14 protein-coding genes are annotated in these 14,010 nt (G+C 68.9%); 10 read left to right on the plus strand and 4 right to left on the minus strand.

Translation table 11 applies throughout. From position 1 onward, the window contains the following. Window position 1: 1 nt before the first annotated feature. The 3 genes from ACFPMG_RS20225 to ACFPMG_RS20235 all read left to right on the plus strand — a co-directional run bounded on the left by ACFPMG_RS20225 (window position 2) and on the right by ACFPMG_RS20235 (window position 2,770). The gene (locus ACFPMG_RS20225; RefSeq protein WP_376996934.1) at window positions 2–289 is read left to right on the plus strand and encodes a DUF3325 domain-containing protein; all 288 of its coding nucleotides are present in this window, start codon (window positions 2–4) and stop codon (window positions 287–289) included. Window positions 290–433: 144 nt separating this feature from the next. Further along, a complete protein-coding gene (locus tag ACFPMG_RS20230; protein ID WP_376996935.1) occupies window positions 434–2,500 on the plus strand; it encodes a carbon starvation CstA family protein in 2,067 nt (688 codons plus the stop codon). A gap of 66 nt (window positions 2,501–2,566) precedes the next feature. Continuing rightward, window positions 2,567–2,770, plus strand: coding sequence for a YbdD/YjiX family protein (locus tag ACFPMG_RS20235; protein WP_014197888.1), 204 nt, complete (start codon window positions 2,567–2,569; stop codon window positions 2,768–2,770). A 138-nt stretch (window positions 2,771–2,908) separates the two neighbouring features. Here the strand turns inward: ACFPMG_RS20235 and ACFPMG_RS20240 are convergent, their stop codons facing one another. Together ACFPMG_RS20240 and ACFPMG_RS20245 are read right to left on the minus strand one after the other, a co-directional pair. Then, window positions 2,909–3,436, minus strand: coding sequence for a cyclase dehydrase (locus ACFPMG_RS20240; RefSeq protein ID WP_376996937.1), 528 nt, complete (start codon window positions 3,434–3,436; stop codon window positions 2,909–2,911). Between the two features lie 14 nt (window positions 3,437–3,450). After that, the gene (locus tag ACFPMG_RS20245) at window positions 3,451–4,623 is read right to left on the minus strand and encodes a zinc-dependent alcohol dehydrogenase (RefSeq protein WP_376996939.1); all 1,173 of its coding nucleotides are present in this window, start codon (window positions 4,621–4,623) and stop codon (window positions 3,451–3,453) included. 365 nt (window positions 4,624–4,988) lie between these two features. On the opposite strand from ACFPMG_RS20245, the gene ACFPMG_RS20250 reads away from it, so the two are divergent. The 5 genes from ACFPMG_RS20250 (at window position 4,989) to ACFPMG_RS20270 (ending at window position 8,639) form a co-directional block, all read left to right on the plus strand. Next, a complete protein-coding gene (locus ACFPMG_RS20250; protein ID WP_040134628.1) occupies window positions 4,989–5,666 on the plus strand; it encodes a GntR family transcriptional regulator in 678 nt (225 codons plus the stop codon). A 62-nt stretch (window positions 5,667–5,728) separates the two neighbouring features. Next, window positions 5,729–6,520 (plus strand): transporter substrate-binding domain-containing protein, encoded by a 792-nt coding sequence (locus ACFPMG_RS20255; RefSeq protein WP_376996941.1) that lies wholly within the window; start codon window positions 5,729–5,731, stop codon window positions 6,518–6,520. Window positions 6,521–6,599: 79 nt separating this feature from the next. After that, a complete protein-coding gene (locus ACFPMG_RS20260) occupies window positions 6,600–7,271 on the plus strand; it encodes an amino acid ABC transporter permease (RefSeq protein ID WP_137143492.1) in 672 nt (223 codons plus the stop codon). Further along, a complete protein-coding gene (locus tag ACFPMG_RS20265) occupies window positions 7,268–7,927 on the plus strand; it encodes an amino acid ABC transporter permease (protein ID WP_376996943.1) in 660 nt (219 codons plus the stop codon). Before ACFPMG_RS20260 ends, ACFPMG_RS20265 begins: the two co-directional genes overlap by 4 nt. Beyond that, window positions 7,905–8,639, plus strand: a complete 735-nt coding sequence (locus tag ACFPMG_RS20270; protein ID WP_376996945.1) for an amino acid ABC transporter ATP-binding protein — start codon at window positions 7,905–7,907, stop codon at window positions 8,637–8,639. Before ACFPMG_RS20265 ends, ACFPMG_RS20270 begins: the two co-directional genes overlap by 23 nt. 170 nt (window positions 8,640–8,809) lie before the next feature. On the opposite strand, the gene ACFPMG_RS20275 is transcribed toward ACFPMG_RS20270, so the two are convergent. Then, complete coding sequence (locus ACFPMG_RS20275) at window positions 8,810–9,565, minus strand: SGNH/GDSL hydrolase family protein (protein WP_376996947.1); 756 nt, start codon at window positions 9,563–9,565, stop codon at window positions 8,810–8,812. A gap of 255 nt (window positions 9,566–9,820) precedes the next feature. Between ACFPMG_RS20275 and ACFPMG_RS20280 the strand changes: the two genes are divergently transcribed. Both ACFPMG_RS20280 and ACFPMG_RS20285 read left to right on the plus strand, forming a co-directional pair. Further along, window positions 9,821–11,314 (plus strand): hypothetical protein, encoded by a 1,494-nt coding sequence (locus ACFPMG_RS20280; protein WP_376996949.1) that lies wholly within the window; start codon window positions 9,821–9,823, stop codon window positions 11,312–11,314. Then, on the plus strand, window positions 11,311–11,814 hold the full coding sequence (locus ACFPMG_RS20285) for a hypothetical protein (protein ID WP_376996951.1): 504 nt from the start codon (window positions 11,311–11,313) through the stop codon (window positions 11,812–11,814). The genes ACFPMG_RS20280 and ACFPMG_RS20285 overlap by 4 nt, the downstream gene beginning before the upstream one ends. A gap of 5 nt (window positions 11,815–11,819) precedes the next feature. Here the strand turns inward: ACFPMG_RS20285 and ACFPMG_RS20290 are convergent, their stop codons facing one another. Beyond that, window positions 11,820–13,907 (minus strand): NAD(+) synthase, encoded by a 2,088-nt coding sequence (locus ACFPMG_RS20290; protein ID WP_376996952.1) that lies wholly within the window; start codon window positions 13,905–13,907, stop codon window positions 11,820–11,822. Between the last annotated feature and the right edge of the window lie 103 nt (window positions 13,908–14,010).

Here is a 14,010-nt window from a genome sequence, read left to right on the forward strand (position 1 = left end):
CATGATCCACCTGTCGTCCTTCATCCTGTGCCTGACCGGGTTCGCCGCGCTGGCCTTCGCGATGGACCGTCCGCAGCATGACCTGTTCGGACGGTCCCTGCCGGCCCCCGCGACGCTCGCCCTGCGCGTCGGCGGGGCGGTTTCCCTGCTCGGGGCGCTGGGCCTCCTCGTGACGTGGCAGGGCTGGGGACTCGGCCTCGTCATGTTCAGCGGCCACACCAGCCTCGGCGCCGGCGTCGTCCATGGCGCCCTGATCGTCCGAGGGCGGTGGGCAGCCCGCCCAAATTGAGGGTATGCCTTATTTTTGACCCATTTTGTCGCGACCGGCGAGTTTGCTCTTCCCGTTCGGGCGTGATGAGAGGATGATTCTCCATCGTTTTCATCAGGTTCATCGTGCTTTTCAACGATTGCGAATCGTTCGGGAGGAGTACGCATGCCCCGCATCCTCAATCACGCGCCGTGGCTGATCCTCGCCGTGCTGGGCGCCTTTGCGCTCGGCACCGTCGCCCTGGCGCGCGGCGAGACCATCAACGCCCTCTGGCTGGTCGTGGCCGCCGTCTGTACTTACCTGGTGTCCTACCGCTACTACAGCCTGTTCATCGCCACCCGCGTCATGCGGCTGGACCCGGCGCGCCCGACTCCGGCGATGCGCCACAACGACGGGTTGGACTACGTTCCGACCAACCAGTACGTCCTGTTCGGCCATCACTTCGCGGCCATCGCCGGCGCCGGCCCGCTCGTCGGCCCGGTGCTGGCGGCCCAGATGGGCTACCTGCCGGGCATGCTGTGGATTCTGGCCGGCGTGGTGGTCGCCGGGGCGGTCCAGGACTTCATGATCCTGTTCGTCTCGATGCGCCGCGACGGGCGGTCGCTCGGTGAGCTGATCAAGGCCGAGTTGGGGGACATCCCCGGCGTCATCGCGCTGTTCGGCACCTTCATGATCATGGTCATCATCCTGGCGGTGCTGGCCCTGGTCGTGGTCAAGGCGTTGACCAACAGCCCGTGGGGCTTCTTCACGGTCGCCGCCACCGTGCCGATCGCCCTGTTCATGGGCATCTACATGCGCTTCCTGCGCCCCGGCCGGATCGGCGAGATCTCCATCATCGGCTTCTTCCTGCTGATCGCTGCCATCCTGCTCGGCGGGCAGGTGGCGCAGAGCGAGACGTGGGCGCCGGTCTTCACGCTGACCGGCGTGCAGATCACCTGGATCCTGATCGGCTACGGCTTCGTGGCGTCGGTGTTGCCGGTGTGGCTGCTGCTGGCCCCGCGCGACTACCTGTCGACCTTCCTCAAGGTCGGCACCATCGTGATGCTGGCGCTGTGCATCCTGCTCGTCGCACCGCCGATGAAGATGCCCAGCGTCACCCGCTTCGTCGACGGCACCGGCCCGGTGTGGTCGGGCAGCCTGTTCCCGTTCCTGTTCATCACCATCGCCTGCGGCGCGGTGTCGGGCTTCCACGCCCTGATCTCCTCCGGCACCACGCCGAAGATGGTGGAGAACGAACTTCACACCCGCTTCATCGGCTACGGGGGCATGCTGACGGAGTCCTTCGTCGCCATCATGGCGCTGGTCGCCGCCTCCTGCATCGAGCCGGGCATCTACTTCGCCATGAACAGCCCGCCCGCGCTGCTCGGCACCACGGCGGAGTCGGCGGCCCAGGTCATCAACAACTGGGGCTTCGTCATCACGCCGGAGATGATCACCCAGACGGCGCAGGACGTCGGCGAGGTGAGCATCCTGTCGCGGGCCGGCGGCGCGCCGACCCTGGCGGTCGGCATGGCGCAGATCTTCTCCGAGCTGTTCGGCGGCAAGGGCATGATGGCCTTCTGGTACCATTTCGCAATCCTGTTCGAGGCGCTGTTCATCCTGACCGCCGTCGACGCCGGCACCCGCGCCGGGCGGTTCATGCTGCAGGATCTGCTGGGCGTTTTCTTCAAGCCGTTGCAGCGGACGGCGTCCTGGGCCGGCAACCTGATCGCCACCGGCCTGTGCGTCGCCGCCTGGGGTTACATCCTCTATCAGGGCGTGATCGATCCGCTGGGCGGCATCAACACCTTCTGGCCTCTGTTCGGTATCTCCAACCAGATGCTGGCGGGGATCGCGCTGATCCTGGCGACGGTGGTGCTGTTCCGGATGAAGCGCGAACGCTACGCCTGGGTGACCATGGTGCCGGCGGCGTGGCTGCTGATCTGCACCCTGACCGCGGGCGTGCAGAAGGTCTTCCACAGCAACCCGGCGATCGGCTTCCTCGCCCACGCCGAGCGGTTCAGCACCGCCGCCAACGAGGGCCGGCTGCTCGCTCCGGCGACCTCGATGGAGCAGATGCGGCAGGTGATCTTCAACGATTACCTGGACGCGGCGCTGGCGTCGCTGTTCGTGCTGGTGGTGCTGGCGGTGCTGGTCTTCGGCGTCCTGTCCTGCCTGAAGGCGCTGCGCAGCGACCGCCCGACCACCCGGGAAATCCCGACCGGCGGCGCCACCGCGCGGGCGGGGGATTGAGTATGGGTACACCGTTCCCTCACTCCTTCGGGAGTGAGGGATCGATCTATTGGAAAAGGGCGACGGATGAGCGGCTTGAAAAGCAACCTCAGCCGGTTCCGCGGTTATTTCGAGCAGACGGCCAAGCTCATGATCGGGGTGCCGGATTACGACACCTATCTGGAGCACATGCGGACCCGGCACCCCGACCAGCCGGCGATGACCTACACAGAGTTCCTCGACAACCGTCTGCAGGCCCGTTACGGCGCCGGCAAGGCGGGGTGCTGTTGAGCGGATGTTGTCCCCTCTCCCCTCTGGGGAGAGGGTTAGGGTGAGGGGGTTGCCCTTTTGCCGGACGCACCGTCACGCGCAACCCCTTCACCGGCCCTTCGGGCCACCCTCTCCCCCGAGGGGAGAGGGTTATTCATGCTAATTCGCCCCCGCGGGCTCGAAGCGCAGGATGGCCGGGGTCCGCATGTCGGCGGGAATCGGGGCGTCCTTGGCGGCGCCGCGCATGGCGGCGGGCGGGCGCGGCAGGCCGCTGCGGTCGCTGTAGTCGCGGGGCGGAGTCCAGGCCGTCGCCTCATCCCGGTGCAGCATCGCCGTGCACAGCATGTCGAGCGCTGTCATCGCCGCGACCGCGCCCAGCGCCGTGGCGACGTTTTCCCGGCGCGGGTTGCCGTCGTGATGCGCCGTCGCCAGCGTGGCGAGGTCCAGCGCGTCCCCGGAAATCCGCCCCCACATCCACGGACGGGCGTCGCCCATCGCCAGCAGCCCGACGCCGGTCGCCACCTCGCGCGCGCCGTAGGCACGGATCAGCCCGGCCTGCTCCTCCATGCCCATCCAGCGGGCGAGGCGCCGGGCGGCAACCAGTTCGGCCACGCCCAGCCCGATGCTGAACCACCCCAAACCACGGGCCATCCGGTCGGCGGACGAATTCCTGCGGTAATACGCCATGGTGCGCCTCCCTGTTACGGCTTGAGCACGACCTTGATGCAGCCGTCCCGCTTGTCGCGGAAGGTCTCGTACATGCCCGGCCCGTCGGCCAGACCTACGGTGTGGGTGATGACGAAGGACGGGTCGATCTGGCCCTCCTGGATGCGGCGCAGCAGGTCGTCGGTCCAGCGGTTGACGTGGGTCTGGCCCATGCGCCAAGTCAGGCCCTTGTTCATCGACATGCCGAAGGGGACCTTGTCGATCAGCCCGCCATAGACGCCGGGGATCGACAGCGTGCCGGCGGGGCGGCAGACATACATCATCTCACGCAGCACATGGGCGCGGTCGGATTCCAGAGCCAGCGCCTGCTTGGCGCGGTCGTACATGGAATCGAGCGTGGCGGTGGCGTGCGCCTCCATGCCGACGGCGTCGATGCACTTCTCCGGACCCTTGCCGCCGGTCAGCTCGTTCAGCCGCTCGACGACGCTTTCCTCCTCGAAATTGATGGTGATGGCGCCGCCGGCCTTGGCCATGGACAGGCGTTCGGGCACGCGGTCGATGGCGATGACCTGCTTGGCGCCCAGAAGGATGGCGCTGCGGATCGTCATCTGCCCGACCGGGCCGCAGCCCCAGATCGCCACCGTGTCGGTCGGCTGGATGTCGCACTGCGCCGCCGCCTGCCAGCCGGTGGGGAAGATGTCGCCGAGGAACAGCACCTGCTCGTCGGTCAGCCCGTCGGGGATCTTCACGTGGGTGCGGTCGGCGAAGGGGACGCGCACGTATTCCGCCTGCCCGCCCGGATAGCCGCCGGTCAGGTGGGTGTAGCCGAACAGCCCGGCGGTGGTGTGGCCGAACAGCTTGTCGGCCATCGCCTTGTTGCGGTTGGAGCGCTCACAGACCGAATAGTTGCCGCGGCGGCACTGGTCGCACTCGCCGCACCAGATGGTGAAGGGAACAACGACGCGGTCGCCGACCTTCAGGGCGCTCCTGGCCTCGGCTCCGACATCGACGACTTCGCCCATGAACTCGTGGCCCAGGATGTCGCCCTTCTCCATGCCGGGCATGAAGTGGTCGTAGAGGTGCAGATCCGAACCGCAGATGGCGCAGGACGTGACCTTGACGATGGCGTCGCGGGGCTGCTCGATCTCCGGGTCGGGGACGGTGTCGTAACGGACATCGGCGGTGCCGTGCCAGACCAGGGCTTTCATGCGGGGCTTCTCCGTAGCGGGTGGTGGCAAAGGGGGGCGGGCGTTTCAATGGCCACTCCGGTGACGATGGCAAGGGAATGGGTGGCTGCACGAGCCATGGGAACGGTCCTCTTTGCGAAGCGGGAGAGTCCCCCAGCCCAACTGAAGATGGCAGGCGTTGGTTCCGCCTTTTCCGCCGCCGCCCTTTGCCATCCGGGGCAAGCGAAACGAAGCGGTGCCGCAGAAAAGTGCATAAGGCTTAATCAGGTCGGCCTCATGCCCAATTTTTGATCGCAACAAGGGACGGGCCCCAGCGTTTTCGCGCCTTTCCGGTTGGCACGCCGCTTGCTCAACAGTCTTGTATACAAGATTGGTGCGGCAGCCTGATGACCCAGCTTCCCGACAGCATCGAAGACAGCGTGATCTCCGCCATCCTGGGCGGGCGGCTGCGGCCCGGCACCCGTCTGGGCGAGGCGAAGCTGGCCGAGGTCTACGGCGTGTCCCGCACCCGCGTGCGGGAAGCGATGATGCGGCTGGAGACGCGCGGCATCGTCCATGTCAGCGCCCGGCGCGGCTGGTTCGTCGTCGAACCCTCGGCGACGGAGGCGCGGGCCGCCTTCCAGGCGCGGCGGGTCATCGAGACCGGGATGCTGCGCGATCTGCACACGCTTCCGGGGGACGCCGTCGCCCACCTGCGCGCCCATGTCGAGGAGGAGCGCGAGGCGCTGCACACCGGCCATGTCGGGTCGCGCACCTGCCTGCTCGGCGACTTCCACATCCATCTCGCCCACGCCTTCGGCAACGCCTTCCTGACCGACATCCTGCGCGACCTGACCGCGCGCACGACGCTGGTCTCGATGCTCTACCAGTCCGACCAGGACGCCGCGGCGTCCAGCGACGACCACGCCGGCATCGTGACGCTGCTGGCCGACGGCGACTACGCCGGGGCGGCGCGGCTGATGGACGAGCACATCCGGCGCGTCGAGGACGGCCTCGACCTCGCCGCTGCCCCCGATCCCCTGGCCGGCCTGCGCGAGATCCTCTCGCCCGGCGCCCCCGCCTGACCCCTTTCACGCAACCCATTCCATCCAGAACCGGCCCATCCAGCCAAAAAGGAGTTAGAGACATGAAGCGCAGGACCCTGCTCGCCCTGGCCGTCGCCGCCGTCGCCGGTCTTTCCATCGCCCAGGCCCCGGCCGCGCGGGCCGACGCCCTTCAGGACATCACCGCGCGCGGCACGCTGCGCGTCGCCGTCCCGCAGGACTTCCCGCCCTTCGGCTCGGTCGGCCCGGACATGGCCCCGCTCGGCTACGACATCGACGTGGCGAAGCTGATCGGCGCCAAGATGGGCGTGAAGGTGGAGCTGGTGCCGGTGACCAGCGCCAACCGCATCCCCTTCCTGCAGACCAACAAGGTCGATCTGGTGATCTCCAGCCTCGGCAAGAACGCCGAGCGCGAGAAGGTCATCGACTTCACCGACGCCTACGCGCCCTTCTTCAACGGCGTCTTCGCCCCGGCCGGCGTGACCGCCTCCAAGCCGGAGGAGCTGGCCGGCAAGACGATCGGCGTGACCCGCGGCGCCATCGAGGATCTGGAACTGACCAAGATCGCCCCGGCCGACGCGGTCATCAAGCGCTACGAGGACAACAACGGCACCATCTCCGCTTTCCTGTCCGGTCAGGTCGAGGTGGTGGCGACCGGCAACGTCGTGGCGGCGGCGATCCTCGCCCGCAACCCGCCGAAGCGGCCGGAGCTGAAGTTCCTCATCAAGAACTCCCCCTGCTTCATCGGCCTGAGCAAGGAGCAGCCCGCCCTGCTGGAGAAGCTGAACGGCATCCTGGCAGCGGCCAAGGCCGACGGCTCGCTGAACGCCATCGCGCAGAAGTGGCTGTCCGCCGACCTGCCGAAGGACCTCTGACGACGATGGGGCCGGGGCGCCGCGGGTGGCTTCGGCCGCCACGGCGCCCCGGCGTACGGGGGGCTGACCGGAGGGCCGCATGACCTACCGCTTCGATTATTCGTGGATCGCCGAATACTGGCCCGTCATCCTGAAGGGGCTGGTGACGACGGTCGAACTGACCCTGATCGGCACGCTGTTCGGGGTGGCGCTGGGCATCGCCTGCGCCTGGACGCGGTCGCTCGGGCCGCGCTGGCTGCGCCCGCCGGTCGTCGCCTATGTCGAGCTGATCCGCAACACGCCCTTCCTGATCCAGCTCTTCTTCATCTTCTTCGGCCTGCCGTCGCTCGGCGTGCAGATGACCGAGTTCCAGGCGGCGGTGCTGGCGATGGTCATCAACCTCGGCGCCTACAGCGGCGAGATCATCCGCGCCGGCATCGAGGCCACCCCGCGCGGCCAGTTCGAGGCCGGGGCCAGCCTCGCCATGACGCGGTTCGAGACCTTCCGCCACGTCGTGCTGATCCCGGCGCTGCAACGGATCTGGCCGGCGCTGTCGTCGCAGATCGTCATCGTCATGCTCGGCTCGGCGGTGGTGTCGCAGATCGCGGCGGAGGACATCACCTTCGCCGCCAACTTCATCCAGTCGCGGACCTTCCGCGCCTTCGAGAGCTATTTCCTGACCACCGGCCTCTATCTGCTGCTGGCGCTGGCGCTGCGGCAGGCGCTGCGCGGCGTCGGGCGGATGCTGTTCCCGCGGAGGGCCGCGCGATGATGACCTTCACCCTGTGGGACATCCTGCGCAACCTGCTGCTGGCGGCGCGCTGGACGGTGGTCCTCTCGCTCGTCTCCTTCATCGGCGGCGGCCTGCTGGGGATGGCGCTGCTCTATCTGCGGATCGGCAAGGCGCGGGCCGGACAAATGTTCGTCCAGGGCTACGTCGAGCTGTTCCAGGGCACACCGCTGCTGATGCAGCTCTTCCTCGCCTTCTTCGGGCTCGGCCTGTTCGGCATCGACGTCCCGGCCTGGCTGGCCGCCGGGCTGGCGCTGATCCTGTGGACGGCGGCCTTCCTGGTGGAGATCTGGCGCGGCTGTGTGGAATCGGTCGCCCGTGGCCAGTGGGAGGCGTCGGCCAGCCTCGGCATGGGCTACGTCCAGCAGATGCGCTACGTGATCCTGCCCCAGGCGGTGCGGGTCGCCGTCCCGCCCACCGTCGGTTTCTCGGTGCAGGTGGTGAAGGGGACGGCGCTGACCTCGATCATCGGCTTCGTGGAGCTGTCCAAGGCCGGCACGGTCGTCACCAACGCGACCTTCGAACCCTTCAACGTCTACGGGCTGGTCGCCCTGATCTACTTCGCGCTGTGCTGGCCCCTGTCCAAGAGCAGCCAGATTCTGGAAAGGAAGCTCAATGTCGCTCATCGCAATCACTGAGGTGAAGAAGCGCTTCGGCGACGTCGAAGTCCTGAAGGGGATCAATCTGGACGTCGAGCGCGGCGAGGTCGTCGCCATCATCGGCAAGAGCGGCTCGGGCAAGAGCACGCTTCTGCGCTGCGTCAACGGGCTGGAGATGATCGACGACGGCTCGATCATGGTGGCCGGCGCCCAGCTCATCAACGACGACCTGCACCTGAAGGCGCTGCGGCTGAAGGTCGGCATGATCTTCCAGCAGTTCAACCTGTTCCCGCACCTGTCGGCGGGGTGCAACGTCATGCTGTCGCAGATGGTCGTCAAGAAGACGCCGGCGCGCGAAGCGGAGGCGATGGCCCGCCGCATGCTGGAGCGGGTGGGCTTGGGCCACAAGTTCGACGCCTACCCCGACCAGCTCTCTGGTGGGCAGCAGCAGCGCGTTGCCATCGCGCGGGCGCTGTCCATGCAGCCGATGGCCCTGCTGTGCGACGAGATCACCTCGGCCCTCGACCCGGAGCTGGTGAACGAGGTGCTGGCCGTGGTGAAGGAGCTGGCCGCCGACGGCATGACGCTGATGATGGTGACCCACGAGATGCGCTTCGCCCGCGAGGTCTGCGACCGTGTGGTCTTCATGCACCAGGGCCGCGTACACGAGATCGGCCCGCCCGAGGAGGTGTTCGGCAACCCCCGCACCCCGGAACTCCGGCAGTTCCTGGGGGCGCAACTGGTCGTCTGACGGGTGGGGATATCCCCTCTCCCGCCCCGGGAAAGGGAAGGGGCCCGCGCCGCAGGCGTGGGAAGGGTGAGGGTGCTGCCGAGGATTGGTGTCTTGATCCTTGCACGACCCTCACCCGGCGCCTTTGGCGCCACCCTCTCCCGGGGCGGGAGAGGGACGTTTAGAGACGCTCAGCGCGCCGCGGTCTTCTCGCTGACCACCCGCGGGGTGTCGATCATGTCGGCGACGAACTCCGCCAAGCAGCGGTAGCTGAGATCCTTCAGGTGGAGGCCGTCGGTGCTCAGCACCTGATCGGCGGCGAAGTGGCGGCTTTCCAGCCACCACGCCATGATGCGGTAGCGGTCGAGCACCGGCACGTCGAGTTCCCGGCCGAGTGCCACCACGGTGGACGCGTAGGCGGGGTAGGACTCGACCTTGGCCTCGCCGGGGAAGGACTGCGGGTTCATCAGGATGACGTCCGCGCCGGTCTTGCGGATTTGGGCGATGCCGTCGCGCAGGGTGGCGGCGAAGGTGTCGAGCGGCACCTTCTGGAAGCTGTCGTTGGTCCCGACCTGCCAGACCACGAGGTCCGGCTTGGCGGCCAGCACGTCCTTGTCGAAGCGGACGAGGTTGGCCCCCGCCGTCTCGCCGCCGATGCCCTTGTTCAGGACCTGGATGGCCGAGGCGGCGTGACGCTGCTCCAGAATGGCGTCGAGCTGGGCGGGGTAGGTGGCGGTGATGGTGGTGGCCCCGACGCCCTCCGTGCTGGACGACCCCATCGCGACGACCGTCAGCGGGTGCCCGGCGGCCAAAGCGGCCCGGCTGTGCACCAGCCCGGCGGCGGCGGAATCCGCACCGGGCGGGACCGGGCAAAGCGCCGACGCCGCAGCGGCGCCGCTCCACAAAACCCAAGCGGCCATCAGTCCGCCAAGCACCCGTCCCGTCATGAGCCACGCTCCCCTGGTTCGCCTCGTCGAGGCACGCTGTCTGAGGGCATGGTCGGGCGGTCATGGTTAATGCATCGCTAAGCGGGGAAGCGGCTAACCCCTCTTCGCTCCCCGTCAAAAGGGATGCCGCGGCGCGGAGCCCCGGGGGCAGGAGCCGCCGCCGCTCGGCAATGTAACCGCGAAACCAAGCCGCCGTGGTGCTGTTCATCAGGATGGGCATCCTGCCCCTGTCCGTCGCTTCGCGTGGTTGAAGGCATGCATCTGGCTGATCTGTTCGTTGCGCTGCGGCACCAATTGGATCGAGACCCGAACGAGACCGAACGCGCCGCACAGCGTCTGGAATTCGCGCCGGACGATGCGAGAGGTGTGCTGCGCCGGCTGATGGCGCTGGTGGAGGCTGACGACGGCACCGACGCTCTCAAGGCCTGGGTCGCCTCGTCCGACGAGTGGACGCCGCTGGACCGGTGCGTGCTGGCGGCCCAGGCCATCGACCAATGGTTCGCGCCGCTGGCCTCGCGCCACCTGTCGCGAAGCGCGCTGTCCGATGGTCATCTGCGGGCGCGGCAATGGTACAAGCGGCACGGGCGCCTCAACGGCGACGCCGCCGAGGGGCAACTCATCCTGCGGCCCGGCCTGTTCGACCGCTCGGTGAACATCCGGGAGGTCACGCCCCTGCGCAAGTCCTTCGACGTGGCCGACCTGTTCCACACCCTCCTCCTGCTGCCGCCGACCCTCGCGGCGGAGTGCCCCCATGGGGAGGACGGCGAGCGGCCCGTCTCGCTGGCCTTCCATCGCATCGCCGAGGTCGCCGACCAGTGCCCCAGCGATCCCGATTGGACGCCCGTCGTCGGCGTCGTCCCGCTCGCCCTCGCCGAGGACGACCTCGCCATCCGGACCTTTTCCAAGGATGGTGCGGACTGGTATGCCGCCATCCCCGGCGATCTCGGCGCCCGTGCAGCGTCGGCCATCGACGCTCTGGCCGCCGAAGGGGCGACCGTCATCGTGTTTCCCGAGGTGACCGCCGGTCCCGCGACGCTCGGCGCCATCCAGGCGGCGGTGCGGCGCCACGCGGTGGACGGCCCGATCCGCTACGTCCTCGTCGGCGTCCGTCAGGGCGGCGAGGCGGACGCCAAGCCGCGCAGCACGGCGGTCCTGCTCGACCGGACGGGGGCCGAGATTGTCCGCCAGACCAAGCTGCACTGCTGGGACCTCGACGCCGACCAGTGCCGCTCCTACGACGTGCGCGGTCCGGACGGGCGGCTGCTCGACGCGGCGAAGGAGTTCATCGCGCCGGGGGATGGCGTCACCATCGTCGAGCTGCCCAACATGGGCCGGCTGGCGGTGATGATCTGCGAGGATCTCGGGCGCGAGCAGCCGGCGGCGTGGCTGTGCCGGGCCAAGCTGCTGGACTGGATCGTCACCCCGGTGATGGACGCCGGCCTGACGGAGGAGCGGTGGCAGGCCCAGGCCGGCGACGAGTCCTCCCGCGCCGGGTCGTGCCGGGTGGTGGTGGCGAACAGCATGGCCGTCTCGCACCGCTTCAACCGCGTCCGCGACGCCGACGGGGAGGAGGACAAGCGCATCACCGACTGCGGGGTGGCGCTGTTCTTCCAGCCGCGCGCCGATCCGGCGCAATCCTCGCGCATCCGCCGGCTGTCTCTTCCCATCGACGCGCCGGAGCCTGCTTGCGTCGCGGCGCGCTGGGAACCGCAAGGCTGGCCGGAGCTGAAGACGGAGGGCTGTCCATGAGCGGGGAGGCGTATCGGGCTTTGGCCGACGACATTCGAACGGCCGTCGAGGTCGGCCGCTGGGACGAGGCCGACGCGGACCTGGATACCCTGGCCGAAGAGGCGGCGCTGTGCCTCGTGCAGGACCGCACCGCCGACCTCGCCGCCCTGGCGCGGGAGGTTGCCCGCTGCCACACGGCGCTGGCGTTGCGCGAGGACCGCGGCCCCGAGGTGATGCACCGGCTGGGGCAACTCCGCGCCATCGCCGCGATGGTCGCCGCCGGCCGGGCGAACCGGCCTGCCCGCAGCACGGCGGCGCTCGCCCAGGCCGGAACGCCGACCGCGGCGGTGCTGCGCGCCCTGGCGGACGGAGCGAAATCGGGGCCGGCGCTGGTCGAGGCGACGGGCCTCTCGCACGACGCGGTGGCCCGCGCCCTGCCGGAACTGCGCGCCGCCGGGCTGGTCCGTTCCTGGCCGGCCGGGCGGCTGGTGATGAACGAACGGACCGGCGCCGCGGGGTAGGGCGGCTACTCCTTGGGCACCTCGCGCTCCAGCTCCTCCAGCCAGATGCGGGCGTTGCCGTCGGACGGCGCGCGCCAGTCGCCGCGCGGCGACAGCGAGCCGCCCGCGGTCACCTTCGGCCCGTTGGGCATGGCCGAGCGCTTGAACTGGCTGAAGCCGAAGAAGCGCTGGATGAAGACGCGCAGCCAGGAATGGATTTCGGCCAGCGTGTAGGCGCTGCGCTTCTCCACCGGATAGCCCGCCGGCCAGTCGCCACGCGCCGGATCGGACCAGGCGTGCAGGGCGAGGAAGGCGATCTTCGACGGGCGCAGGCCATAGCGCAGCGTGTGGAACAGATGAAAGTCCTGAAGCTCGTAGGGACCCACGACGGCCTCCGAACTCTGCAGGGCACGGTCGCTGCCGGCGGGGACCAGTTCCGGCGAAATCTCGGTCGCCAGGATGTCGCCCAGCGTGCCCAGAACCTCGTCCGGAAACTGGCGGGAGCCGATCACCCAGCGGATCAAATGCTGGATCAGCGACTTCGGGACGCCCGAATTGACGTTGTAATGGGCCATCTGGTCGCCGACGCCGTAGGTGCACCAGCCCAGCGCCAGTTCGGACAGATCGCCGGTGCCCAACACGATGCCGCCCCGCTGGTTGGCGAGGCGGAACAGGTAGTCGGTGCGCAGACCCGCCTGGACGTTCTCGAAGGTCACGTCGTACACCGCCTCGCCGCGGGCGAAGGGGTGGTCCATGTCCTTGAGCATCTGGTTGGCGGCGGGGCGGATGTCGAGTTCATGGTGCGACACGCCGAGCGCGCTCATCAGGCGGATCGCGTTGCCCTTGGTCTTGTCGCTGGTGCCGAAGCCCGGCATCGTGAAGGCGAGGATGTCGGTGCGCGGCCGGTCGAGCAGGTCCATGGCGCGGGCGGCGACGATCAGGGCGTGGGTGGAATCCAGCCCGCCCGACACGCCGATCACGATGCGCGGCATGCCCGTCGCCCGCAGCCGCTGGACCAGCCCGGCGACCTGGATGTTGTAGGCCTCGTAGCAGTCGAGCTCCAGACGCTCCCGCGCCGCCGGGACGAAGGGGAAGCGGGGCACGTTGCGGCGCAGCCCCAGGTCCCCGCCGGGCGGATCGACGCGGAAGGCAACCCGCCGGAAAACCGTCCCGTGCAGGCGGCGGTTGTCGTCGAAGGTGCCCATGCGCAGCCGTTCCTGGCGCAGAACGTCGAGGTCGACGTCGGCGACGGCCATCTGGGCGCCCTTGGGAAAGCGCTCGGTCTCGACCAGCGTCTCGCCGTTCTCGAAGATCGACGCCTGCCCGTCCCAGGCCAGATCGGTGGTCGATTCCCCGGCCCCGGCGGAGGAATAGAGATAGGCGGCGATGCAGCGCGCCGATTGCGACTTGCAGAGCAGGCGGCGGGTCTCCGCCTTGCCGATGGTGATGTTGCTGGCCGACAGGTTCGCCAGCACCGTCGCCCCGGCCAGCGCCGCTTCGGAGCTGGGCGGGACGGCGACCCAGAGGTCCTCGCAGACCTCGGCGTGGACCACCAGCCCGTCGAGGTCCTCCGCCTGGAACAGCAGGTCGGGGCCGAAGGGGGCGTCGAGGGCGCCGTCTTGGGCGCCGTCCCGGGCGCCGATGCGGATCGTCCCGCCCTCGGTGCCGGCGCCGGAGGCGAAATGGCGGCGCTCGTAGAATTCCCGGTAATTGGGAAGATGGACCTTCGGCACCACGCCCAGCAGCCGGCCGCGATGCACGGCGACCGCCGTGTTGTAGACTCGGCCGGCGTGGCGCAGCGGCGCGCCGACGAGGATCATCGGCATCAGGTCGCGCGATTGCTCCACCAGATGGACGACGGCCTTCTCCACGGCGTCGAGCAGGCAGTCCTGGAGGAACAGGTCGTCGATGGCGTAGCCGGACAGCGCCAGTTCGGGGAACAGCGCGACGGCGACCGCCTGTTCGTCGCACTCCCGCACGCTGTCGAGCACCGCGGCGGCGTTCGCCATGGGATCGGCGATCGTGCAGGGCGTCGTGCAGGCGGCGACCCGGGCCATCCCATGGCGGTAGAGTGATCCAAAGCTCAGGGTCCGAGCCGCGCCGTCAACCGTCATCGTGATCCTCTCCCAACCGGTCCCGCGGTAAATCCCACAGGAGGGAAACCGGCGGAGGCCGCCGGTCGTCTCGCCCGCCGCATTCTGGCGGTTGCCGGCGCGC

It is taken from the genome of Azospirillum himalayense, from assembly GCF_042657465.1.
GTDB classification, from domain to species: domain Bacteria; phylum Pseudomonadota; class Alphaproteobacteria; order Azospirillales; family Azospirillaceae; genus Azospirillum; species Azospirillum himalayense.

What these genes read in the sequence shown, in the direction of transcription:
- ACFPMG_RS20225 (WP_376996934.1), top strand. Translation starts at nt 2, where the DNA reads ATGATCCACCTGTCGTCCTTCATCCTGTGCCTGACCGGGTTCGCCGCG.
- ACFPMG_RS20230 (WP_376996935.1), top strand. Translation starts at nt 434, where the DNA reads ATGCCCCGCATCCTCAATCACGCGCCGTGGCTGATCCTCGCCGTGCTG.
- ACFPMG_RS20235 (WP_014197888.1), top strand. Translation starts at nt 2,567, where the DNA reads ATGAGCGGCTTGAAAAGCAACCTCAGCCGGTTCCGCGGTTATTTCGAG.
- ACFPMG_RS20240 (WP_376996937.1), bottom strand. Translation starts at nt 3,436, where the DNA reads ATGGCGTATTACCGCAGGAATTCGTCCGCCGACCGGATGGCCCGTGGT.
- ACFPMG_RS20245 (WP_376996939.1), bottom strand. Translation starts at nt 4,623, where the DNA reads ATGAAAGCCCTGGTCTGGCACGGCACCGCCGATGTCCGTTACGACACC.
- ACFPMG_RS20250 (WP_040134628.1), top strand. Translation starts at nt 4,989, where the DNA reads ATGACCCAGCTTCCCGACAGCATCGAAGACAGCGTGATCTCCGCCATC.
- ACFPMG_RS20255 (WP_376996941.1), top strand. Translation starts at nt 5,729, where the DNA reads ATGAAGCGCAGGACCCTGCTCGCCCTGGCCGTCGCCGCCGTCGCCGGT.
- ACFPMG_RS20260 (WP_137143492.1), top strand. Translation starts at nt 6,600, where the DNA reads ATGACCTACCGCTTCGATTATTCGTGGATCGCCGAATACTGGCCCGTC.
- ACFPMG_RS20265 (WP_376996943.1), top strand. Translation starts at nt 7,268, where the DNA reads ATGATGACCTTCACCCTGTGGGACATCCTGCGCAACCTGCTGCTGGCG.
- ACFPMG_RS20270 (WP_376996945.1), top strand. Translation starts at nt 7,905, where the DNA reads ATGTCGCTCATCGCAATCACTGAGGTGAAGAAGCGCTTCGGCGACGTC.
- ACFPMG_RS20275 (WP_376996947.1), bottom strand. Translation starts at nt 9,565, where the DNA reads ATGACGGGACGGGTGCTTGGCGGACTGATGGCCGCTTGGGTTTTGTGG.
- ACFPMG_RS20280 (WP_376996949.1), top strand. Translation starts at nt 9,821, where the DNA reads ATGCATCTGGCTGATCTGTTCGTTGCGCTGCGGCACCAATTGGATCGA.
- ACFPMG_RS20285 (WP_376996951.1), top strand. Translation starts at nt 11,311, where the DNA reads ATGAGCGGGGAGGCGTATCGGGCTTTGGCCGACGACATTCGAACGGCC.
- ACFPMG_RS20290 (WP_376996952.1), bottom strand. Translation starts at nt 13,907, where the DNA reads ATGACGGTTGACGGCGCGGCTCGGACCCTGAGCTTTGGATCACTCTAC.